General features: G+C 40.4%; 21 protein-coding genes and 1 pseudogene. 12 read left to right on the forward strand and 10 right to left on the reverse strand.

Going from position 1 to position 22581, the window contains the following annotated elements:
* Nucleotides 1–29 precede the first annotated feature (29 nt).
* Nucleotides 30–2066, forward strand: a complete 2037-nt coding sequence (gene recD / locus L3V38_RS03660; protein ID WP_237118761.1) for an exodeoxyribonuclease V subunit alpha — start codon at nt 30–32, stop codon at nt 2064–2066.
* Between the two features lie 66 nt (nt 2067–2132).
* Nucleotides 2133–2975 (forward strand): hypothetical protein, encoded by an 843-nt coding sequence (locus L3V38_RS03665; RefSeq protein WP_237118401.1) that lies wholly within the window; start codon nt 2133–2135, stop codon nt 2973–2975.
* Nucleotides 2976–2985: 10 nt separating this feature from the next.
* Here the strand turns inward: L3V38_RS03665 and L3V38_RS03670 are convergent, their stop codons facing one another.
* Both L3V38_RS03670 and L3V38_RS03675 read right to left on the reverse strand, forming a co-directional pair.
* A complete protein-coding gene (locus L3V38_RS03670; protein ID WP_237118402.1) occupies nt 2986–3618 on the reverse strand; it encodes a trimeric intracellular cation channel family protein in 633 nt (210 codons plus the stop codon).
* 113 nt (nt 3619–3731) lie between these two features.
* Complete coding sequence (locus L3V38_RS03675) at nt 3732–5021, reverse strand: amidohydrolase (protein WP_237118404.1); 1290 nt, start codon at nt 5019–5021, stop codon at nt 3732–3734.
* 50 nt (nt 5022–5071) lie between these two features.
* On the opposite strand from L3V38_RS03675, the gene L3V38_RS03680 reads away from it, so the two are divergent.
* The 6 genes and pseudogenes from L3V38_RS03680 (at nt 5072) to L3V38_RS03705 (ending at nt 11100) form a co-directional block, all read left to right on the forward strand.
* Nucleotides 5072–5734 (forward strand): Crp/Fnr family transcriptional regulator, encoded by a 663-nt coding sequence (locus tag L3V38_RS03680; RefSeq protein WP_237118405.1) that lies wholly within the window; start codon nt 5072–5074, stop codon nt 5732–5734.
* 54 nt (nt 5735–5788) lie between these two features.
* Nucleotides 5789–6193, forward strand: coding sequence for a hypothetical protein (locus tag L3V38_RS20265; protein WP_237118406.1), 405 nt, complete (start codon nt 5789–5791; stop codon nt 6191–6193).
* Between the two features lie 103 nt (nt 6194–6296).
* Nucleotides 6297–6800, forward strand: a complete 504-nt coding sequence (locus L3V38_RS03690; protein ID WP_130150069.1) for an Mpo1-like protein — start codon at nt 6297–6299, stop codon at nt 6798–6800.
* Between the two features lie 21 nt (nt 6801–6821).
* Nucleotides 6822–7610, forward strand: a complete 789-nt coding sequence (locus L3V38_RS03695; protein WP_237118407.1) for an SDR family oxidoreductase — start codon at nt 6822–6824, stop codon at nt 7608–7610.
* 178 nt (nt 7611–7788) lie between these two features.
* A pseudogene (locus L3V38_RS03700) lies at nt 7789–8790 on the forward strand (branched-chain amino acid aminotransferase); the annotation flags it as partial.
* Nucleotides 8791–8946: 156 nt separating this feature from the next.
* Entirely contained in the window at nt 8947–11100 is a 2154-nt protein-coding gene (locus tag L3V38_RS03705; protein ID WP_237118409.1) for a prolyl oligopeptidase family serine peptidase, read from the forward strand.
* Nucleotides 11101–11168: 68 nt separating this feature from the next.
* Here L3V38_RS03705 and L3V38_RS03710 read toward each other — a convergent pair whose 3' ends face one another.
* Both L3V38_RS03710 and L3V38_RS03715 read right to left on the reverse strand, forming a co-directional pair.
* Entirely contained in the window at nt 11169–12260 is a 1092-nt protein-coding gene (locus tag L3V38_RS03710) for a DUF481 domain-containing protein (RefSeq protein ID WP_237118410.1), read from the reverse strand.
* 95 nt (nt 12261–12355) lie between these two features.
* Nucleotides 12356–13651: an anti-phage deoxyguanosine triphosphatase gene (locus L3V38_RS03715; RefSeq protein WP_237118411.1), complete on the reverse strand. Its 1296-nt coding sequence runs from the start codon at nt 13649–13651 to the stop codon at nt 12356–12358.
* 212 nt (nt 13652–13863) lie between these two features.
* Between L3V38_RS03715 and L3V38_RS03720 the strand changes: the two genes are divergently transcribed.
* The 4 genes from L3V38_RS03720 (at nt 13864) to L3V38_RS03735 (ending at nt 16508) form a co-directional block, all read left to right on the forward strand.
* Entirely contained in the window at nt 13864–14682 is an 819-nt protein-coding gene (locus tag L3V38_RS03720) for a glucosaminidase domain-containing protein (protein WP_237118413.1), read from the forward strand.
* Nucleotides 14675–15343: a DUF2987 domain-containing protein gene (locus L3V38_RS03725; RefSeq protein WP_237118414.1), complete on the forward strand. Its 669-nt coding sequence runs from the start codon at nt 14675–14677 to the stop codon at nt 15341–15343. Before L3V38_RS03720 ends, L3V38_RS03725 begins: the two co-directional genes overlap by 8 nt.
* A 183-nt stretch (nt 15344–15526) precedes the next feature.
* Nucleotides 15527–15886, forward strand: coding sequence for a MerR family transcriptional regulator (locus L3V38_RS03730; protein WP_130150062.1), 360 nt, complete (start codon nt 15527–15529; stop codon nt 15884–15886).
* A gap of 46 nt (nt 15887–15932) precedes the next feature.
* Nucleotides 15933–16508 (forward strand): NAD(P)H-dependent oxidoreductase, encoded by a 576-nt coding sequence (locus L3V38_RS03735; protein WP_237118415.1) that lies wholly within the window; start codon nt 15933–15935, stop codon nt 16506–16508.
* 71 nt (nt 16509–16579) lie between these two features.
* Here L3V38_RS03735 and ttcA read toward each other — a convergent pair whose 3' ends face one another.
* The 6 genes from ttcA to L3V38_RS03765 form a co-directional block, all read right to left on the reverse strand.
* Nucleotides 16580–17485, reverse strand: a complete 906-nt coding sequence (ttcA, locus tag L3V38_RS03740) for a tRNA 2-thiocytidine(32) synthetase TtcA (RefSeq protein ID WP_130150060.1) — start codon at nt 17483–17485, stop codon at nt 16580–16582.
* Nucleotides 17486–17580: 95 nt separating this feature from the next.
* Nucleotides 17581–18504 (reverse strand): universal stress protein UspE, encoded by a 924-nt coding sequence (gene uspE / locus L3V38_RS03745; RefSeq protein WP_130150059.1) that lies wholly within the window; start codon nt 18502–18504, stop codon nt 17581–17583.
* Nucleotides 18505–18605: 101 nt separating this feature from the next.
* On the reverse strand, nt 18606–19340 hold the full coding sequence (locus tag L3V38_RS03750; protein WP_062569274.1) for an FNR family transcription factor: 735 nt from the start codon (nt 19338–19340) through the stop codon (nt 18606–18608).
* A gap of 37 nt (nt 19341–19377) precedes the next feature.
* On the reverse strand, nt 19378–20049 hold the full coding sequence (locus tag L3V38_RS03755; RefSeq protein ID WP_237118416.1) for a sulfite exporter TauE/SafE family protein: 672 nt from the start codon (nt 20047–20049) through the stop codon (nt 19378–19380).
* Entirely contained in the window at nt 20042–20209 is a 168-nt protein-coding gene (gene ccoS / locus L3V38_RS03760) for a cbb3-type cytochrome oxidase assembly protein CcoS (RefSeq protein WP_130150058.1), read from the reverse strand. The genes L3V38_RS03755 and ccoS overlap by 8 nt, the downstream gene beginning before the upstream one ends.
* Nucleotides 20206–22581, reverse strand: a complete 2376-nt coding sequence (locus L3V38_RS03765; protein WP_237118417.1) for a heavy metal translocating P-type ATPase — start codon at nt 22579–22581, stop codon at nt 20206–20208. The genes ccoS and L3V38_RS03765 overlap by 4 nt, the downstream gene beginning before the upstream one ends.

Genomic DNA, 22581 nt, shown 5'->3' on the forward strand with positions numbered 1-22581 from the left:
GCTTTGATGACCATGAGCCAAACGAGCCAATGAATAAGCTGCCAGAACAACATTCCCAAAGCGATTTAGTGTTGCCTGCCACAGAACTTAAAACACAGCCGTTACTGAGTTATTTACTTGAGGCAAAACGTATTCGCTTAGTTGATGTGAAACTCGCAGAGCTATTGACTGGCACAGAGACTGTAACCGGTTCACAAACACTGATAGAGAATAACAAAGCAGCACATAGTGAGGTTTTTTACCTGATTTTATTGCTTGCGGCAGCGCAGCAAAGTCAGCACAGCTGCTTGGAGCTCGTGAATATAAACTGGCAAAATCCGTTTGAAATTAAACAGCAAAGCTTAGCTGATGCCAGCATCGCAGCCCCTGAGGTTTTAACACCGTTTGATATTGAATTTGGCCTTGCTGAAGCCGTTGATACGCTAATGAATGCTGAGTGTGTAGGGGACGACAAACCACTGCTATTGTTTGCGAATAAACTTTATTTTGCCCGTTTAGCAGAATACGAAACCACACTGGCTTCGCGTTTACATCATTTGGCAACGAAAGAACTCACCCTTGATGAAGCCGCATTAACAGCACTACTTGAGGTGTATTTTCCTAGCAGTGAACATACACCCAACCCAAGCGATCCTATTAAAACATTAAACTGGCAAAAAGTAGCCTGTGCAATTGCTGCAACAAAAGGCTTTAGTGTGATCACTGGCGGCCCGGGTACCGGTAAAACCACCACGGTAACTAAGCTACTAGCCATATTACAATCTTTGTATGCCAGTGCACCGCTAACAATAAAACTGGTTGCACCGACAGGCAAAGCAGCAGCTCGTTTAACCGAGTCGATTTTAGGGGCAAAGCAAAAGCTCAGTATGATCCCTGATAATATCGCGCCACTTATACCTGACAGTGCGCAAACGATTCACCGTTTACTGGGCGTTATTCCGCATACCAATAAGTTTCGCCATAACAAGCGTAACCCGCTGCATTTAGATGTACTGATCATTGATGAAGCATCGATGGTTGATTTATCGCTTATGGCAAAACTCATTGAGGCACTACCGAGCCATGCAAGGCTTATTTTACTCGGTGATAAAGACCAATTAGCCTCGGTTGATACGGGCAGTATTCTTAGCGACCTATGCCAAGGGTTAGAGCTTGACAAAATGCCTGATTACAGCAGTGAGAGAGCAGCGCAGCTTAATCGCGTTTGTTTTAATAATCAGAGCGAGATACCCGCGGCCAGCAGTCATTTTGTACTTAACGATTGTATTGCGTTTTTACAGCAAAGTTATCGTTTTGATGGCAGCAGCGGCATTGGTCAATTAGCACAAGCTGTAAATACCAATAACAGTGGCTTACTGGGCTACGTTGAGCAAACGATTAATCAAGGTGGCTTTAAAGACCTTAAACTTAATTACAGCGTAATCAGTAAACCGATTGAGCAATTTGTGCAACAAGCGGCGTTGCAATATCACGATTATTTGCATCTTATCCAGCAAGGGGCAAGTATTGCCAGTGTGCATAAAGCATTTGCGCATTATCAGTTACTGGCTGCCGTTAGAGAGGGAGATTATGGTGTAAATAGCCTTAATCAGCGTATTGAAAAAGCACTGGCTCAACAAGGTTTAATTTCGCCATATCAAAGGCATTACGTGGGTATGCCAATTATGATCAGCCAAAACGACTACCAGTTAAAACTGTTTAATGGCGACATCGGTATTTTAATGCACGATGATCAAGGCCAGTTAAAAGCCATGTTTGTTGATGAACAAGAAAATATTCGTGCCTTTTCGCCCGCACGTTTACCTGCTCACGATAAAGTGTATGCGATGACCATTCATAAGTCGCAAGGCTCAGAGTTTGCTTACACCGCAATGATTTTACCGCCAATAACGCAGGCTAATCAGGGCATTAACAGGCAATTGGTTTACACGGGGATCACCCGCGCGAAAACCACATTTGAGCTGGTGGCCGATAAAAATGTATTGCTAATGGCAATGAATAAATCAGTTACTCGTGCATCGGGGTTATACGATAGGTTAAAACATGAAGCTTATATAGGTCTTTAAGTATTTGTCTCAAAAGTAACTTTAATGTAATGTTTATTTAATTAATTTTCAGTTAAAAGGGAAAAAATGGAAAATCAAATTGCACTTCCGCTGGTTCCAATTAAGCATCAGTCAGAAGAAAATGGCTTTGAGATGGGGGTTATGAGTGATGGAACACCATATCTTACTGCAAGTGGTTTAGCTTTTGTGTGTGGTACAGCAAGAAGTAATATTATCACATTAGTGAATGATTGGCAGAAGCAAAGGTACCATCCTCGAGGAAAGTCTATTAGTGCAATTATTGATAGAAATGGTGGTGACTCTTCAAAAGATTTACATAAGCCGATAAAAGTTCGAGGTAATACGCATCACGCAATCTCTGCTGATAATTGTATGGCTATTCTTGAATATTACGCATTTGAAAGTCGTTCAGATGCTCAAATTGCAAGAGATAATTATCGGAATTTAGCTACTCAATCATTAAAAGAGTTTATATATAAGCGAACTGGCTATAAAGCTACTGGGGCACTACCTGCTCATCTTAATAGATATTTGAAAAACAGAGCAAAGATCCCTTATACCCACTTTTCGATGTTGAATGAGATAACTTTGAACTTGATTGCTCCTTTAGAGGAGGCTGGATATACATTACCAGAAAAATTAGTGCCAGATATTTCCGAGGGTCGTTTATTTTGTAAGTGGTTGAGGGAGAATAGAAATGTTGAGCCAAATAGCTTTCCTGTTTACGACCACGAATATCCAGATGGAAGAGTTGTTCAGGCAAAGTTGTATCCAACAGAATATCTAGATGATTTCCGTAGGCATTTTCATGAGGTTTGGATAACAGAAAAGGCAGGTAAATACTTTGCTGATAGAGATACTGTCGCTTTAGAGTTTGTTGAAAATTTAGCATTACCAGCACCGCAATAATAAATTAATATTACTTTGGTTTTGTGTAGCTGCTTTTACGAAATAGATTAGGTTGCCAGCCAAAATGAAGAGCGCCTAATCTTAAAAAAACGGTGACAACTAAACCACCAACAATACACCAGATATAGTCCACCTCTAAAGTAAATAATGCAGCATAAGTAAGCCCGCCAGATAGGCAAGCGGTTGAATAAAGCTCTTCCCCCATTACCAGTGGGACTTCTCGACAGATTACATCGCGCATCAATCCACCAAAAATACCTGTTGTCATACCCATGGTGATGGCAACAACCATATCAGCCCCTTCAATAAGTGCTTTTTCAATACCGATAATATTGAAAATTGCCATTCCTACAGCATCCATTAATAGCATGGTGGTGTTACTTAAATCGGGGAGGTGACGAATTGATAAAATAGACGCGAATATGGCTATGTAAGTTGCGTATAAATAATCGGGTTGGGCTATCCAAAATACCGGTTTGTTAAGCAATATGTCTCGAAGTGTCCCACCACCTATGGCTGTTACCGTGGCAACCACCACTACACCAAAACCACCGACACTTTTTTCATGACCTAGCAAGGTGCCAGAAATAGCAAAAAATGCCACCCCAATAATGCTTAAAAAGTGAAAGTATTCTGATGTCATGCGGCCTCCTTACCTGTTAGTAAGTTAACCCTAGCAAAATGAACTTTATTGGCGCTGAACAGATAAGAAAGTCGGGCGGGTAATGATGTCACCCGCCGATATGGAAATGTTTATTATTTAAGGTAATCAACCACTAATTGCGTCATTGCATTTACGCCAAGCTGTAAAGCTTTTTCGTCTGCAAAAAAGTGCGGTGAATGGTTACTTGGTGCTGTAACTGCATCTTGACCTTTTGGTGTGACACCTAAGAAAAAGAACATGCCTGGTGTTTCTAAGGCGTAGTAACTAAAGTCTTCGGCGCCTGTGATAAGTGGCGTTGTGATCAGGTTTTCTTTACCAACCACACCAGCAAGTGTTGGTGTCATTTTCTTGGTTAATTCAACATCATTCACGGTTACTGGGTAACCATGGTCAATGTGAACATGCGCTTGTGCGCCACCTGATTCAGCTACCATCTCAGCAGTTTTAGCTAAACGTTTTTTAATGTCAGCACGCATTTCTTGGTCAAAGGTACGAATTGTGCCCACCATTTCAACTTGATCTGGGATGATGTTGTTACGCACACCGCCATTAATGGCACCAAATGAAACCACCGAAGGTGCTTTGGTTACATCAACTTGGCGGGAAGCGATGGTTTGTGTTGCCATAATAATTTGTGATGACGCCACAATTGGGTCAACCCCATTCCAAGGGCGAGAGCCGTGAGTTTGACGACCTTTTACTGTGATAGTAAATTTATCGGCGCTGGCCATTAGCGGCCCTTCACGAAAACCAATTTGTCCGGTATTTAGCGAGCTGGTTACGTGTAAACCAAATACGGCTTCTGGCTTTTCTTTGAATAAGCCTTCTTTAAGCATAAGCTCCGCACCGCCTTCTTCACCATCTGGTGCACCTTCTTCAGCAGGTTGGAAAATAAACAGAATATCTCCCGCGAGCTCTTCTTTTATTTTGACTAAAGACTCAGCGGCCGCCATTAAAATAGCCACATGATTATCATGACCACAGGCATGCATTACGCCAACGGAATTGCCTTTGTACTCAGTTGTTTGGGTTGACGCGAAGGGTAAGTCTACTTGCTCTTTAACAGGTAGTGCATCCATATCAGCGCGCAGCGCAATAAGCGGACCTTTTTTGCCCCCTTTCAGTTTGGCAACCACACCGGTATGAGCCACACCTGTTTGAACCTCAAGGCCTAAAGAACGTAAATGCTTCGCTACATATTTGGCTGTTTCAAACTCACGGTTACTAAGCTCTGGATATTGGTGTAAATGACGGCGCCATTTAATGACTTTTTCACTGACGCTTTTATTTGCAGATTTAAGCTCAGTATTAATATCACTAGCTAATGCAGGGGTCGAAATCGCACTGAGTAGTAGGCTGGTCGAAAGTAATTTGTTTAACATCCCGTATCCTTTTATTATTAATTTATTAAACCAATGTAAAGTATAAAGCTTTGGATGAACAGGAACAGGCGCTAATAAATCAAGATAATTGGTTTGGGCAGCGCACACAGAACTTTAAAGATAGCCTACTTAAAAATGCTAAATTAATCACCTTAAATGCAGGTGATGCATTGTTTTTGCGTGGCGATGAAAATACCGGTCTGTATTGTGTTATTAATGGCGTGCTTAGAGTTTCTGGGGTTAATAGCCAAGGCAAAGAAGCGGTGCTCAGTTTCGTAAGCAGTGCTATGTGGTTTGGTGAGGTTGCTTTGTTTGATGGGGGTAGACGCACTCACGATGTGTATGCGCAAACTGCGGTACGGCTTTTACACGTTCCTGAGCGGGCATTAAGCCAGTTATTGCAAGAGCATCCCGCTTATTGGCATGATTTTGGGCTGCTGCTTACCAATAAAGTGCGCAACTTGTTTGACTCATTAGAAGATCACGCACTCCTCACGGCAAAGCAAAAGGTGAGTAAGCGGTTATATATGCTTTATCAGTCATCAATGCAAAACTCTTTGCCGCTCACCCAGCAGCAACTTGCCGATATGACCTATTTAACACGGCAAACCATTAATCAAATTTTACAATCCCTGCAAGCTGATTCAATTATTAATCTTAAATATCAATCGATTGAAATTGTTGATATCGATAAATTGCAATCTCAATGCTAGTTTGGAACTAAAATTGCTACAAAGTTGTAATCAAGCTTAAATGGAAGACAACTTGTGGCAATTACATTTCATAATCAATATAACCCTTATCATTACTCTGGCACTAAAAATAGTGAGACGTCGCTCACTTCATCACAAGCAAAACCCATGGCTCAATCTTCTTCAGATGCACAACAGTTGTTAAGAAAACATACAGAGCCAAGCTCATTTTTGGACACAGCAAAGGAAGCGCTTGTTTATCAGCGTTTAGGTGTGGACAAAGAGAAAATTGATGAAATTAAAGCGCAAATAGAAAAACTTGCTGAACAAATGCAACAACAAGGCGCGGATATGAAAGCCCTGCAAGAAAAAATGGAAGAGTTACAATCTATGCTAGAAGAGGAGTATCAAAAAGGACGCGATCGAATGGACATGCAACCAGACGCTGAAAAGGGCAAGGTTATCGATGCACTGGTTTGATGTGTAAGTTAATGCCGATTCGTCAAATGTCGGCTAGTTGACATTCTTGGCGGTGAATTATCTGCTAATCTGAACTTTGAACACAGTTTTGGCAGGAAAAATAATGAAAACATTAAAACAACAATTAACAAATTACGCCCTCTACCACCGCTCAAAACGCAATATTTACACTCACTTTATTGGTATCCCATTAATTGTGTTTGCAATTATTTGTTTATTGCAACGCGTCACGCTTACCTCTGAACCTGCTGTTATCTCCTTGGCAACCGTGGTGATTGCACTTACTTGTCTTTATTACTTATTACTTAGCTTATCTATGGGGTTAATTATGGCTGTATGCTTGAGTTTGTTGAGCATTGCTGCTGATCCTGTGGTGTCGCTTTCAACAGAGTTATGGCTAGCTGTGAGTATTGGTAGTTTCGTTGTTGGTTGGGTATTTCAGTTTATTGGTCATTATTTTGAAGGTAAAAAGCCAGCTTTTGTTGACGATTTAATTGGTTTGGTAATAGGGCCTTTATTTGTATTAGCAGAGTTCTTGATTATGCTTGGTTTTTATAAAGACATTGCTGATCATATCGAACAACATGCTGGGCCTAACAAAGCATAACAACAATAATAAGGAACACACATGCAATTAAATGGTAAAACAGTTTGGGTAACAGGGGCATCTTCTGGAATTGGTGAAGCACTTTGTGAGCAACTGGCGGCAAAAGGTGCAACGCTAATACTGTCTGCCCGTAATGAGGAAAAACTCAACGCTCTTAATGCAAGGCTCGGCGGTAATCATCATGTGATCGCCCTTGATTTGGCAAAGCCTGAAGCCTTACTTGAGGATATGCCTGCGGTGATTGAGCAAATTGGCCGCATTGATGTGCTAATCAATAACGGTGGAGTGTCGCAGCGTAGTTTATTTTTAGAAAATGAATTTACGGTTTATCGCCAACTGATGGAAGTAAACTACTTTGGTTTAATTGCCTTAACCAAAGCCGTTGTACCACAGATGGTGAAGCAAGGTATGGGCATGGTGGTATCAATTAGCAGCGTGGCGGGTAAAGTCGGTTCAAAGTTCAGAACTGGCTATTCGGGTTCTAAATATGCGGTTGTTGGCTTTATGGATTGCTTAAGAGCAGAATTAGCAGATAAAAATGTGAATTGCCTGACTATTTGCCCGGGTTCAATTAAAACAGCTATTGCGCATAATTCGTTAGATGGCCAAGGTAAGCCGCAAAATAAACCAGAACAATCAATCGAAAACGGCATGGATGTGGCAAAAGCCGCTGCAAAAATGATCAAAGCCATTGAAGCCGAGAAAGATGAGGTCGTTATTGGTGAAGGTATTAGTGGTTTAGCACCGACTATAAAGCGTTTTTTCCCGGGCTTTTTTAATCGCCTTACAGCAAAAATGAATTACCGATAATCCATTGTTATTTGCCAGTGAATGATTTTCAGTAAACAATGCGCAGCTTGAGTTGCGCATTTTTTGTACCGAACGGTCGAATTATTATCATTTTAATCGATAAAAGGCACTAGTTTGCTATGGTTAAACGGGGATGGATTAGCATACAATGGGGTAAAAGTAGTCCAAACAAGAGAGAACAACAATGGCCGCATTTGGTACTGTATTTATGCCACAAATGATCCAAGCACGTTTTGCTGATAACTCATGGAGTGAAAGCGCGCTGGTCCCATCTGATAAAATCAAATTACATGCGGGTGCTCACGTATTACATTACTCAAGCACCTGTTTTGAAGGATTAAAAGCTTTTCGTCACGAAGATGGCTCGGTCTATATCTTTCGTATGGATGCTAACATTGCGCGTATGAAACAAAGCTCTAAGTTACTTAACTTACCTGACTTTGACGAAAGCATGCTTGAGCAAATGATCAAAGACATTGTTAAAGAGTACGCTGACGAAACACCAGCACCACCGGGGTCTATGTATATTCGTCCTACGCACATTGGTACAGAAGCGGCTATTGGTAAAGCGGCTGCACCGTCAATGAGTTCATTGCTTTATGTATTACTTTCGCCAGTGGGTGATTACTTTGCTGGTGGGGCAACGGCACTACGTGTATTACTTGAAGAAGACGGCATGCGCTGTGCACCTCACATGGGTATGGTTAAAAGTGGTGGTAACTACGCAAGTGCATTAGGTCCAATCTTACAGGCTCGCTCTGAGCACCAAGCAGACCAAATTTTATTCTGCCCAGGTGGCGATGTACAAGAAACTGGTGCTGCAAACTTCATTCTAATTGATGGGGATGAAATCATCACAAAAGCACTTGATAGCACATTCTTACACGGTGTAACGCGCAATAGTATTTTAACAATTGCGAAAGATTTAGGTATGACCGTATCTGAGCGTAATTTTACCGTGTCTGAGCTGCTTGAAAGAGCCGCTAAACCAGGCACTGAAGCTGCATTATCGGGTACTGCTGCGGTACTGACGTCGGTTGGCACGCTTATTCATAATGACCAAGAGTTTAAAGTGGGTTCGGGCGAACCAGGCGAAAAAGTCGCAAAATTACGCCAAGCATTGAATGATATTCAATGGGGTAAATCAGCGGATAAACACGGCTGGTTAACAAAGGTATAATTGAGCTGTAAATATGGAAAGCCACGTAAATTGCGTGGCTTTTTTGTTTTTACATTGGTTTACAGCTCTACCCGTGTTTAGGCGCAAATTACTAGACATTAATGGGTATTAACTTTATTTTCATTTTGTTAATAATGACCAACAAGTAAACCTATTATGATCAAGAAAACGCTTGCATGTGCGATAGTTGTTGCACTGGCGGGGTGTGGTGAATCAACCCCAAAAAATACAGAACAAACTGTAAAAACTGCAGAGGTAAAAGCTGCTGTGAATTATCCAGAAACTAAAAAAGGCACTGTTGTCGATGAGTACTTCGGTGCAAAAGTGGCTGATCCGTATCGTTGGTTAGAAGACGATATGAGTGACGAAACAGCCCAGTGGGTGAAAGCCGAAAATGACGTTACGTCTTCATATCTAAAAAATATTCCTTATCGCGATGAGCTTAAAACCACGCTTGAAAAGCTGATGAACTATGAAAAAGTCACAGCACCATTTGAAGAGGGTGAGTATACCTACTTTTATAAAAACGATGGTCTGCAAAATCAATATGTGGTGTATCGCAAAAAAGGCGACTCAGAAGCTGAGGTGTTCTTAGACCCAAATACTTTTAGTAGCGACGGCACAACCTCAATGTCGGGCTTAACCTTCACAGAAGACGGTACGTTAGCAGCTTATCAAATCTCTGAAGGCGGCAGTGACTGGCGTAAAATTATCATTATTGATACAGCGACAAAACAGCCAATTGAAGAAGCATTAGTCGATGTGAAATTTAGTGGTATTGCTTGGCTTGGTAACGAAGGTTTCTATTACTCGAGCTACGATAAGCCAAAAGGAAGTGAGCTGTCTGCGAAAACAGATCAACATAAAGTTTATTATCACAAATTAGGCACAGCGCAAGCTGATGACCAATTAATTTATGGTGGCACAGAGGCACAAAAGCACCGTTATATTGGCGCAGAGGTAACTCGTGATAATCGTTATTTAATTATCGCTGCTAGTACTTCAACTTCAGGTAATAAATTGTTTTTCAAAGATTTAACTCAGCCTGACAGCAAGCTAGTGACGATTTTAGATAACACAGACTCAGATACCTCAATTATTGATAATGACGGCTCGAAACTCTATTTAGTTACTAACTTAAACGCACCAAATATGCGTGTAGTGACAGTCGATGCCGCTGATCCTAGCCCTGAAAATTGGCAAGATTTAATCCCTGAAACTGACAATGTACTTAGTATTTCAAAAGGCGGTGACTACTTCTTTGCTAAGTATATGGTTGATGCGATTTCGCAAGTAAAACAATACGATAAATCAGGTAAACTGGTGCGCGATATCAGCCTACCAGGTGTGGGCACTGCATATGGCTTTAGTGGTAAGCACGATGCAGAAACTCTGTATTACTCATTCACAAATTACACCACGCCAGGTAATACCTATTCGTTTGATGTTGAATCAGGCAAGTCTGATGTGTATCGCAAGTCGGGCGCTAAGTTTAATAGCGAAGACTATATTTCTGAACAAGTATTCTATACATCAAAAGATGGCACTAAAGTGCCGATGATTATCTCATACAAAAAAGGCACGGAACTAAACGGTAAAAATCCAACTATTTTATATGGTTATGGTGGCTTTAACGTGAGCCTAACACCAAGCTACAGCCCTACGGTTGCAGCATGGCTTGAGCACGGTGGTGTGTATGCGGTAGCGAATATTCGTGGTGGTGGTGAATACGGCAAAGAATGGCATGTGAATGGTACACAGCTTAAAAAGCAAAATGTATTTGATGACTTTATTGCTGCTGCTGAGTACTTAAACGAAAAGCAATACAGCTCACCTGATTACTTAGCGGTACGTGGTGGTTCTAATGGTGGCTTATTAGTCGGTGCGGTTATGACACAGCGTCCTGAGCTATTTAAAGTAGCGCTTCCTGCTGTAGGTGTTTTAGATATGCTGCGTTACCACACCTTTACAGCGGGTGCTGGTTGGGCTTATGACTACGGTACTAGTGAGCAAAGTAAAGAAATGTTCGATTACTTAAAAGGCTACTCGCCTGTTCACAATGTTAAAGCGGGTGTAAGTTATCCTGCGACTTTAGTGACAACAGGGGACCACGATGACCGTGTTGTGCCTGCGCATTCATTTAAGTTTGCTGCTGAATTACAAGAAAAAGGTGCAAAACAAAACCCGTACCTGATTCGTATTGAGACAAATGCAGGGCATGGAGCGGGTACTCCTACTAGTAAGGTTATTGATATGTACGCTGATATTTATGGCTTTACACTTTATAATATGGGTGTAAAAAGCCTTTAGTAAACAGGTAATATGGCTAAACAATCACACCGAGCAATTACTCGGCGTGATTGTTTGAGTTAAGACACTTACAAATCGATACCCAACGCGAATATCATTTTATAATCTTCTTTTTCTGGCACGAGTCCGTTTTCATCAGCAATTGGCTCAGCTAGATAGTCCCATACGAGTGACACATCAAAATCGATATCTTCGGTGATTTCAGTTTCAAAGCTAGCCATAGCATACTGGGAATCTCCGCCTGAATCGGCATCAGCGAATAAGTAACGATAGTTAAATGTAAAATCTATTTTTTTCGTTATTTCATGCTCAAAATTAGTGCCAAAAAAATACGACATGGATGAATTACTTTCGTCTTCATCAACCGCCACAGTATCAAATTGAGTTTTCTGAAATGCTGGACCTGTAGAAAAGTCCCACTCAGTTTTATCTGTATCCATGACATAATAACCAACACCCGCACCTATAGTGTATTTATTGGCAATATTTTGAAATGGGTCACGGTAATACTCAAAGAAAATAGGGCGAAAATACATTTTTTGTGTGTAAAACCAGTCGAATGTCCCATTGGCCCGAATGTTGTTTTTAGTGACTTCATTGTCATTGGTTGTACGATAACCTAAAAACTCAGCGAGGAAACGGCTCGAAGCAGTGCGGCGTTTTATATCAGCTTGCGCAGAGTATTCTGTTTGGTCAGTATTACCGCGTGATAAATTAGCGCCGAGCGATATTTTAACTGTCCATGCACTTAACTCACTGTCAATCGATGGAGCAATCGACACAAGATCGTTATAGCGGTATTTGGCAGGAGAATCACCAACACGTACATAACCACCTGAAATATTTAAACTACCGCTAAGTTCATAACCATCATTAAAACGTACCGTGTGGTGGCGTTCAGATATAATCATGTAGACATCTTCGCGGTCTATAATTTGTGTATCGAGTATGTCACTATCAAACTCAAGTTCTTTGTCATACATTGATATGAGTTCACCCTTGAGCCACTCGCCTGAATTTAAGCGGATCCAATCAAACTTTGAGGCATCTTTAATAATAATCTCGCGTTCTTTAAGTAATGGGTCGGGAAGGGTGTCAGTGCTATAGCTCATTGGGGAGTGAGCTAGTATTGCACTAAGTAGTATGTATCGTTGAAGCATTATTGCAATCCATGTTCATTTAATGCGTGAAAAATTTGTTATTTAGTTCTAATTACTTAAGACTAGACCAACTTTTAGACACACACAAAAAATGATTAACTAACTGGAAGAAATAATCGTTGATAGGTCTTATATGCGTATTCATCACTCATTCCTGATAAATAATCACAAATAATGCGCATTGAGTTTTCTTGCTTATCATGAGCATTCAACCACATTTCTTGGGTTGTTTCGGGTAGCAAACGCATAGGATCACTGGCAAAAGCACTGAACAGCTCAATCAATAGGTTTTGTCCTTTAAATTCAACTTGCTGCATTTTGGGTTCACGAATTAAGCGTTTAAATACAAAATGCTTTAGGACATTGAGAATGGCTGCAAATTCATCAGGTAAGCTGACTGTGTATTGCAATATTTCCGATTCAAAATCAGCGTTTTGAACTACTAACTGAGCATTAATAATAAAGGTGTTAACCAGCTCTCCGATGGCATCTTTGCGCTCATACTCGTATTCTGAAAATAGCCGTTTGGTTATTGAATTTAAGTGCTCGTTTAACCAAGGTGAATTAAGGGCTTCTAATTGTAGTTGAGCGTGATTGAGCCAATCTGAAAGGGTAAGCACTTCTGTCGCTATGGCATCTTCGAGATCGTGCACGGCATAGGCAATGTCATCAGCCAACTCCATAATTGCAGCGTCGAGTGATTTATAATGGGTTCTAGCTCTAAATTCATCGGCTTGGTAATGACTAGACAAAAGCTTTTTATCATCGCCTGACAGAGGGGCGATTATCCAGTTAAATACATCTTGATCATCTTTATATAACCCTTTAGCAGGGCGCCAATGATCTGCTTTTATAAAGCTTCTTTTTTCATTTAAAGGTGGAAATGTATGCCATAAATCATCAATAAACGCTGGGTATTTGATAAACCCAAGTAAAGTGCGGCGTGTTAAGTTCATACCAAAACCATTACTATATGGTTCCAGTTTAGAGACGATTCTTAATGTTTGCGCATTGCCTTCAAATCCACCATTTTCACGCATCATAAAGTTAAGTGCTATTTCCCCACCATGTCCAAAAGGGGGATGGCCTATATCATGAGCTAAACATAGAGTTTCAAGTAAACTTGCACTGGGAAAATGTTTAAAATTAGCGTGTTGCGTTTTTAAATGTCGAAGTAGGCCACTGCCAATTTGCGCAACTTCAAGAGAATGTGTAAGGCGAGTTCGGTAAAAATCATTAAGGCCAATGCCCATTATTTGCGTTTTTGCCTGTAAACGCCTAAATGCGGCTGCGTGTATGATACGCGATCTGTCTACTTGCCACGCAGAACGGTTATCATTTGGGCGATATTTTTGTTGATCAATGATACGGGCTTGCCAATATTGGCACATAAAAAGAACCTTGTAATTACTCGCTCAGGTGCCTTTTAGTATACGCAAGCACTTGAAAAATGCGAGCTAATTACTTGAAGCTCTAAATAAATTGTAAGGCTATTAAGTAACCTTTTTAGTGAAATTCGCCAAAAAAAATACCCTTTGATATAATTCGCTTTTATGTGTGCGTGACGTTGCCGCACAGAGTTGTTGTTTACTTGAGAGAATACATGCTTAAATACCTTTTTCGAGGCTTAATTACCGCTTTCTTTACTTGGGCATTACTTTATCCATTTATAAATACAGACCATGTTGTTGAAGGCGTAGAACAATCAGACAGCACAAAAAAAGGAACACAACGTGTACAAAAAAAAGAGAAACCTTTACATAATGTAAAGCTGCCTGACTTTTCGAGCTTTACAGATGTAAAAGAAAAAAAGCATGCATTTTTTGATTTTATTCGTCCACACATTGAAGCTGAAAATAAAAAGATTTTACAGCAACGTGCAACGTTAGAAATTGCCCGCATGATGCTTGAGTTTAATGAGCCTTTATCTAACAAGCAAAAACAAGATATTAAAAAAATCTTAGCTAGCTACAAGTTATCTAACTCACTGGATGTTTTATCACTTACACGAGCATTACGGCGTGTCGATATCATACCAAAAGAACTTGCACTCATGCAGGCTGCAAATGAGTCAGCTTGGGGAACATCTCGCTTTGCAAGAATTGGCTTAAACTTTTTTGGCCAGTGGTGCTACAAAAAGGGCTGTGGCATGGTTCCTCGACGCCGTGCAAATGAAGCCGCACACGAAGTTACTGCATTTAAGTCTGTGCGTGCAGCAGTCAGTTCTTATTTTAAAAATATTAATACCCACGCAGCATATTCAGATTTACGCTCAATTCGCGAAGACTTGCGACGTCAGCAAAAACCTATTGAAGCGACGAAGCTAACACACGGGTTGATGTCATACTCTGAGCGTGGTGAAGCGTACATAGAAGAATTAAACACAATGATTAATCAAAACAGAGCATACTTTGATGAATAAAACGTTTTCATGGTTGAAAGTAATTGGCACTGTTGCGGCTTTAAGCTTTTCAAGCTTCAAGGTCGCGGCGAGTGAGTTTGTTGTAGCTTATGATGGTTTTTATGACCGCTTAAAAGTGGTCAATAAAGGTGAATTTCAATATGCACAAGTGAATTTCTATTTAACGGATATTGCTAGCAATGAAGTATGTACAATTAAATCAGGAAAAATCATAACTGAACAGCAGGAGTTTGATCTAACTTATACTGAGCAAGCGCAGCTTTTACTGCCTTTTGATAAACAGTTAGATACTGACAAAGCTGTGATTGTGGTACAGCCTATGAATCCTAAACATGATTGTCAGCTTAAGTTACAGATTGAGGCAACACAACTGGATGAGTTTACATTAACAAAAGCGAATCTATTTGCTCTTGACCAAGAATTTGATGAACTACTCTCCGACCTTTCAGGTTTTTTTGTGAGCAAACTAATGTGGTTCCTGTTACCTGAACAAAAAGGCGTTGTGTTGAAGTTTGATAGCACAGATGCAATGTCGGCAGATGGAGTAAGCTGTAAAGAAAACCGCTGTTTTATTAATGTTACTGACGACTGGGAGGAGGATGAAACTCGTCTAAGTAATAATGGAGCGTTATTAAGTGCAACTCCTTGGATTGCGAAATAATATTTGGCAGTGCACATTTGCCAGCATAGTTAACTTTTCAAAAAAGGATCTTAACAGGTCCTTTTTTATTGATTTTAAACCACTCTTTAAGTATTTAATATGGCAGTTGTTAATAGCTAACACGCTCAAATAAATACAATAAAGCGTGTTATATAAATTGATTTGATGAATAAGGAAGTTCGAATGTATATCAATGAGGCGTCAAAACTCACAGGGGCAACACAAAGAGCTATAAGACTCTATGAATCAGTCGGGCTACTGACTGTTTCTCGCCGAGGGAAGTATCGAGTTTATAGCCAAGAGAATATTCATCTAATCAAACTAATAAAAGAGGCTCAAACTCTGGGTGTAGCCTTGTCAGATATGGTTGCTTTAAAGGGAGAAAATGAGGATTTTGATTGGCAGGCAGTCAGCCATTACCTCATTCAAAAGCAAGCTCTAGTTGAAGAAAATATAAAGCAGCTTGAACTCCAAAGAGAGCGTATTAAAAATTACCGAATTTCAATTGATAAGTGTATTCAAGAACTTGACTCTCACCCTTAGGTGAGAGTTTACACTGTATCCTTACTGTAAATGGATATATAAGTGTATGAAAAGAATATTAGTAATTAATGCAAACCCTAAATCAACGAGCTTGTGTAAATCTTTAGCAGAGCAATATGCCGCTGTTGCCATAAAAAAACACGATGTGAAACAAGTTCATATCGGGGATTTGAATTTTGCAATAAATTTAGCAGAAGGCTACGATGAAGTGATAGAGTTAGAGCCTTGTTTAGCTGATCTGCAAAAGAAAATCCTTTGGGCCGAGCATATTGTGATAGTTAGCCCTGTTTGGTGGGGGACCATGCCTGCTAAGTTTAAAGGGGCGATTGACCGAGTTTTTTTACCAGGCTTTTCGTTTAAATATGTTGAGGGTAAATCAATACCGCAAAAATTATTAAAAGGCCGTACATCAGAGTTGTTAGTAACCTTGGATACCCCCGTTTTTTGGTACAAATACATACAAGGGAATGTCATCTATAAAAACTTTAAACATTGTATTTTGGACTTTTCAGGAATAAAAAATAAAGCCACCACATACTTTGGGCCCGTTATAAACTCTAGTAATGATAAAAGAAAAGCGTGGCTTAACAAAGCAGCTCAATTAGGAGCGAAAGTGAATTAGACGATTTGTGTTTTCTAAAATTAAAAAGGAGAGCGAATGGCTCTCCTTTTTAGCATAATGAATAGAGTTGCTTAGCTTAAGTTAATTGTTACTACGTTATTTTCCTGTTCTTGTTCAAGTGCAGGCTGTTTTGGGATATCAGGCTTATCTAGAGCGATATCACCGCCATCAATTACTTCACCGGTTTGAAGGTCTTTAAAGTTAAATAACGCATTGTCAGCTAGGTGTGACGGTACAACGTTTTGCATTGCTGTAAAAATACTTTCAATGCGGCCTGGGTGTTGTTTATTCCACTCTGCAAGCATTGCTTTAGTGTGTTTACGTTGTAAATTTTCTTGTGAACCACACAGGTTACAAGGAATGATAGGAAACGCCATACGGTCTGCATATTTTTCAATATCAGTTTCTTTACAATAAGCAAGTGGGCGAATAACCATGTGCTCGCCATTATCACTCATTAACTTAGCAGGCATACTCTTTAATTTACCGCCATAGAACATGTTTAAGAAAAGCGTTTCAATCATGTCATCACGATGATGCCCAAGGGCTATTTTGGTTGCACCCATCTCTTTTGCTGTACGATATAAAATACCACGACGAAGTCGCGAGCAAAGCGAGCAAGTTGTTTTACCTTCAGGAATAATATCGGTGACAATACTGTAGGTGTCTTCTTCAACTATTTTGTATTCAATACCAAGCTTGTCTAGGTATTCGGGTAACACATGCTCAGGAAAGCCTGGTTGCTTCTGATCAAGATTGACTGCAAATAAGTCAAACTTAATTGGCGCAACGCGTTGCAAATGTTGCAGCGTATCCAATAGAGTGTAGCTGTCTTTACCACCTGATAAACATACCATGATACGATCGCCTTCTTCGATCATGTTAAAGTCCATCACGGCTTGGCCGGTTAATCGACGTAAGCGTTTTTGTAACTTATTAAAGTTATATTGCGCTTTAGCTTCTACTGAGTGAGACACTACGCCCCCTTAAAAATACATGGGTAAAATAAAGGGGCGTATTATATTGGAAGCGCGGGAAAACAACAATTGTTAGTTACCCTTTGCACGGTTAATTATTTTGCAAGAGGACTAATGTAGCCATCAGGTTTAAGTGCTAATACATCGCAATCAAGACTATCAATTACATGCTCAGCTGTGTTGCCAACGAGGGCGGCGCTCAAACCTGTGCGTCCTACCGTGCCAATAACAACTAATTCGCTGTTTAGCTTAGCGGCAACATCAGGAATAACGTCTTCAGGTAAACCTTCTTCAATATGACAGTGTTCTTCACTAATTGAAAAGCTCTTTGCAAGCGCTAAGGTTGATTCAAAATGATGTTTCTTTACTGATTCGTTATAAACGCCTGGGTTGAACTCGGGGATTTCAATGGCAATGTTTACCGGCGTTGCTGGGTAAGCATTTACAAGATTAAGCTGCGCATTTGCGAGGTCACAAATAAAGCGGGCGTCATTTATGATACGTTTATTTAGCTCTAGATGTTGTTCATTTTCAGTTACGGCATTAACGGCAGCTAAAATATTGCCCTGAGCCGGCCACTCTTTTTCTTTAACGAGTAATACAGGGGCAGGGCACTTACGAATAAGGTGCCAATCAGTGGGAGTGAAAATAACCGATTTTAGAGTGTCATGTTCATGTGTGCCTTTGACGACAAGATCAAATCCATCATTAATAACAGTATTAATAATCGCTTCGTAAGGGCGATTATGCCAAACAACACACGACTCTATGCTAAGTTCAGGGTAGAGTGCAATTTGCTCATCTAACCAGACTTGCCTATCTTTGATAACAGCTTCGCGCATGGCTTCTCGCTCATCACTAGAAAGCATTGTGGTCATTTCATAAGAAAAATCATAGATACTGAGGAATGCGGTGATGGTGGCGCCAGATTTTTTGGCTAAATCAATTGAACGGCTTAAGCCATGTTGATGTTCTTTAGTTGGGTCTATAACTGCTAAGATTCGTTTAATTGCGTCCATGTGCTGCTCCTTAACTGTTCCGCAAAAAGTATACGTTGAGTGTAACCTATATTCAGAACAGTTAAAGGGGCAAGCCAGATAAAGTTGCGCTAAATCAAACTCTATTTACATTTGATAGCAGCAGTTGTAGCCAGCGCTTGTTGATCTAAAATTGTAATAAACTTGCCTTCAACCTTGATAAGCCCTGCTTTTTGGAAGCGACTAAGTAAGCGACTAATCGTTTCAACGGTTAAGCCTAAGTAATTACCAATTTCTCCGCGTGTCATGGTTAAACGAAACTCTTTACGTGAAAAGCCGCGTTCGCCAAAACGTTCAGCAAGATTAAAAATAAAGCTGGCTAAACGTTCTTCGGCAGATTTTTTATTGAGTAGTAACAGCATTTCTTGGTCATAGTTAATTTCGTTACTCATCAAGCGCATAATTTGCTGACGTAGTTTAGGGAGCTTACCTGCTAACTCATCAAGAGTATCAAATGGAATTTCACATACCATTGAAGTTTCAAGTGCTTGTGAGAAGCTTTGATGTGCCATTTTATTTATAGCATCAAAACCAACGAGATCACCGGCTAAGTGGAACCCCGTTATTTGTTCATCACCCTGCTCAGAGAGTGTATAAGATTTGAATGATCCTGAGCGTACCGCATAGATTGCATTAAGGCTTGCTCCAGACTCGAAAAGGTAATCGCCTTTGTGGAGTGGCTTTTTACGTTCAATAATTTCATCAAGTCGATCCATCTCTTGACCATTGAGTGAAAATGGCAAACATAGCTGACTGATACTGCAATTATTGCAGCTAATCGTACATAAGCTTTTTGACTTGTTTTGAGAAAAGTCCATACATCCAATCCATTCAAATAAGTTAACAACACGAATACTAATGAACGAGTTTATCGGTTGCTATAATTAATAAGTATATACCGTACCATATTATTACACTTCCTAGAATAACCCTAGTCCAAACATGGTTTAAAAAAGTGTTTATTTTATGACTAACTAGTCCAATACTGACCATTGCAGGGAAGGTACCTAGTGCAAAAAAGAGCATAACACCGGCACCATGTGCTGCTGATGGGCTTGTTAATGCCCATGTTAACGCTGAATAAACCAAGCCACAAGGAAGCCAGCCCCATAATGCACCATATAATAATGCTTTTGGTAGGGAGTCAACCGGCAGAAGATGGCGATTTAGTTTGACTAAATGCTGCCATATAAAAGTTTTTCCTAGTTTCTCAAGCCATTGTAAAGTGGCAGCCAAGCGCATAATGTAAATTCCAACGAGTAACATGAATATGCCGCTGAGGAAGGATAAGACAATGGCTAATTGAGAATTTTGAGCGGCAAATTTGCTACTTATCCCAGCGACCAGTGCGCCAGCAAGCATATAACTTAGTGCTCTGCCAATATTGTAAGCAACAGAATAACTTACAGCTTGTTGCTTTTTTGCAGCAAGCTGTAAACTGCTTGCTATGCCACCGCACATAGCAAGACAATGCCCACTGCCGAGCAAACCCATAACAAAAGCGCTGATGAATAGGGGGTCAATCATTACTATTTTTATGTTGCTCTTTATCGTCTTCAAACAAGATGCTGTGACCTTGCTTGTTTAAATCAGAAAATTGTTCGCTTTTTACAGCCCAAAAGAAAACGCCAATTGCAATAATCACAAATAATATAGCAATAGGGATTAGCATATAGATAATACTCATAGTTTTAATAACCTTAATGAGTTAGTAATAACCAGAATGGAGCTTGCAGACATACCAATTACAGCCATCCAAGGCGCAACGAGGCCAAGTGCAGCTAGTGGTAAAATCGAACCATTATAAATGAGTGACAATGCCAAGTTTTGCTTCACTATTCGACGTGTTTTTTTCGATACAGTTAGCAAGTGTTCGATTGCATTTAAGTCACTGTTGAGTAATACCACATCAGCAGTATTTTTGGAAATATCAGCGCCTGTTTCCATGGCAATAGACAAATGCGCGCTGGCAAATACAGGGCTGTCATTGACACCATCACCCACCATAGCAACAATGGCACCTTTATCTGCAAGTGCTTCAACATGGGTTTGTTTGTCGCGAGGGCTGCATGCTGCATGCACGGTATCAAGATTTAGCTGTTTTGCGAGTCGCTCACCACTGTTTGACGCATCGCCCGTTAACATATGGCACTTGAGCTGTTGTGAATGAAGGTTGGAAATCAATTTTTCTGCGTTATCACGTAAGCTGTCAGCCAAATAAAAACGAGCAATTACTTGTTTGTTGATATATAAGGTTGCTTGTGCATCCGCTTTGTCAGTATCAAACCAGCCACTTTTACCTATCGCAAGGTGTTGATCATTAAGCTCAGCTGTAATGCCTTTGCCAGGCTCGATGGTAACATTTTCGATTTGATTTACTGTGTCGTTAAAACCAGCGAATGCATTAGCAATCGGGTGCTCAGAGAAGCTCTCAAGTTGGGCTGCTAAGCGTAATGCATCAGCTTCACTGTACTGAGTGTTGACTAGCTCAACTCGCTCTATAGTGAAACGACCTTGCGTTAAGGTGCCTGTTTTATCAAAGGCGATATCTGTTAATTGTGGTAGCGTTTCTAACACATGAGCTTGTTTAATCAAGATACCGCGTTTGGTTAGACTGGCAACCGCACAAGTTAGCGCAGTTGGAATAGCTAAACTAAGCGCACAAGGGCAGGTTGCAACAAGTACAGAAATAGTAACCCAAAAAGCATGCTCAGGGTCTATTTGATACCAACCAATTGCTGTCATTGAGGCAAACAGTAATAAACAAGCAACAAACCACTGTGCTACTTTATCAGTGATTTCAACTAATCTTGGTCGCTTGGTTAGTGCTGTGTGTTGTAGCCTAATAATTTGATTAAGCAGTGTGTTTTGACCAATTTTGTTAATTTCAATACTGATCACACCATCATGGTTAATGGTGCCAGCGAAAACTTGATGGGTGACAAATTTATTAACAGGTTGGTGCTCGCCTGTCATCATGGCTTCATCTACGGTTGTTTTACCTTTGACCACGACACCATCGGCAGGGATGGTTTCACCCGCCTTGATCAAAACAATATCACCTAGTTTTAGCTTTTTAGCGGCAATAATCGATTCTTGATTGTTTTTATCGATAATGCGGGCGGTAAGAGGCAGTAGTTTTTGTAGGTTAGCTGTAAACTCACTGGCTTTTAAACGAGCTCTAAACTCTAAATATTTACCCAGTAACAATAAGAAGGTAAACATACAGATAGATTCAAAATAAACTTCGCCAACAGACATTAAAGTGGCATAACAGCTTGCCCCGTAAGCACCAAAAATAGCTAAAGATACGGGTAAGTCCATGTTCAACTGTTTGGCTTTTAACCCATTAATGGCATTGGTTAAAAATGGTAGGGCACTGTATAGAATAACCGGTGATGCGAGTACTAGGCTTATCCAGCGAAAGTATTGCTCAAAGTCTTCTTCCATGCCCGAGAACATGCCAAAATACATGGCAAAAGCGAACATCATGACCTGCATGGTCATTAGACCCGCAACACCTAAACGGCGAATGTACGCTTTGGCAGCTTGTTGTTTTTGACTGGCTTCAAGGTCAGCCTGAAATGGATAAGCTTTATAGCCGATTTCATGTAATGAGGTGATAATTTGGCTAAGTGGAGTAACCGATTTATCCCATTGGATCATGGCACGATTAGTTGATGTATTTACGTCAACACGTTTAATCGCCTTTAAATTAAGTAACTGTTTTTCAATTAACCAAGCACATGCCGCACACGTTATACCTTCAACGGTGAGAAGCACCTCAGATAAGTCGTTGGCGGCTGAAATAAATTCGTCTTGAATATCTTCGTTATCGTAGCTTTTAATTAATTCCAGTTGCTCTGGTACAAGTTGTTCTACCTTGCCAGAGCGTACAGTTCTAAATTTATAGTAATCGGTCATGCCTTGGGCGACGATATTCTCAGCAACCGTTTGGCAGCCAATACAACACATAGGTTGTGCCTTACCATCTATTTCGACAGTCGCATTAAAGCCTTTTGGCACACTTTCAAGACAATGAAAGCAATTATCAGACAT

It is taken from the genome of Pseudoalteromonas sp. L1, from assembly GCF_021728095.1.
GTDB lineage: Bacteria > Pseudomonadota > Gammaproteobacteria > Enterobacterales > Alteromonadaceae > Pseudoalteromonas.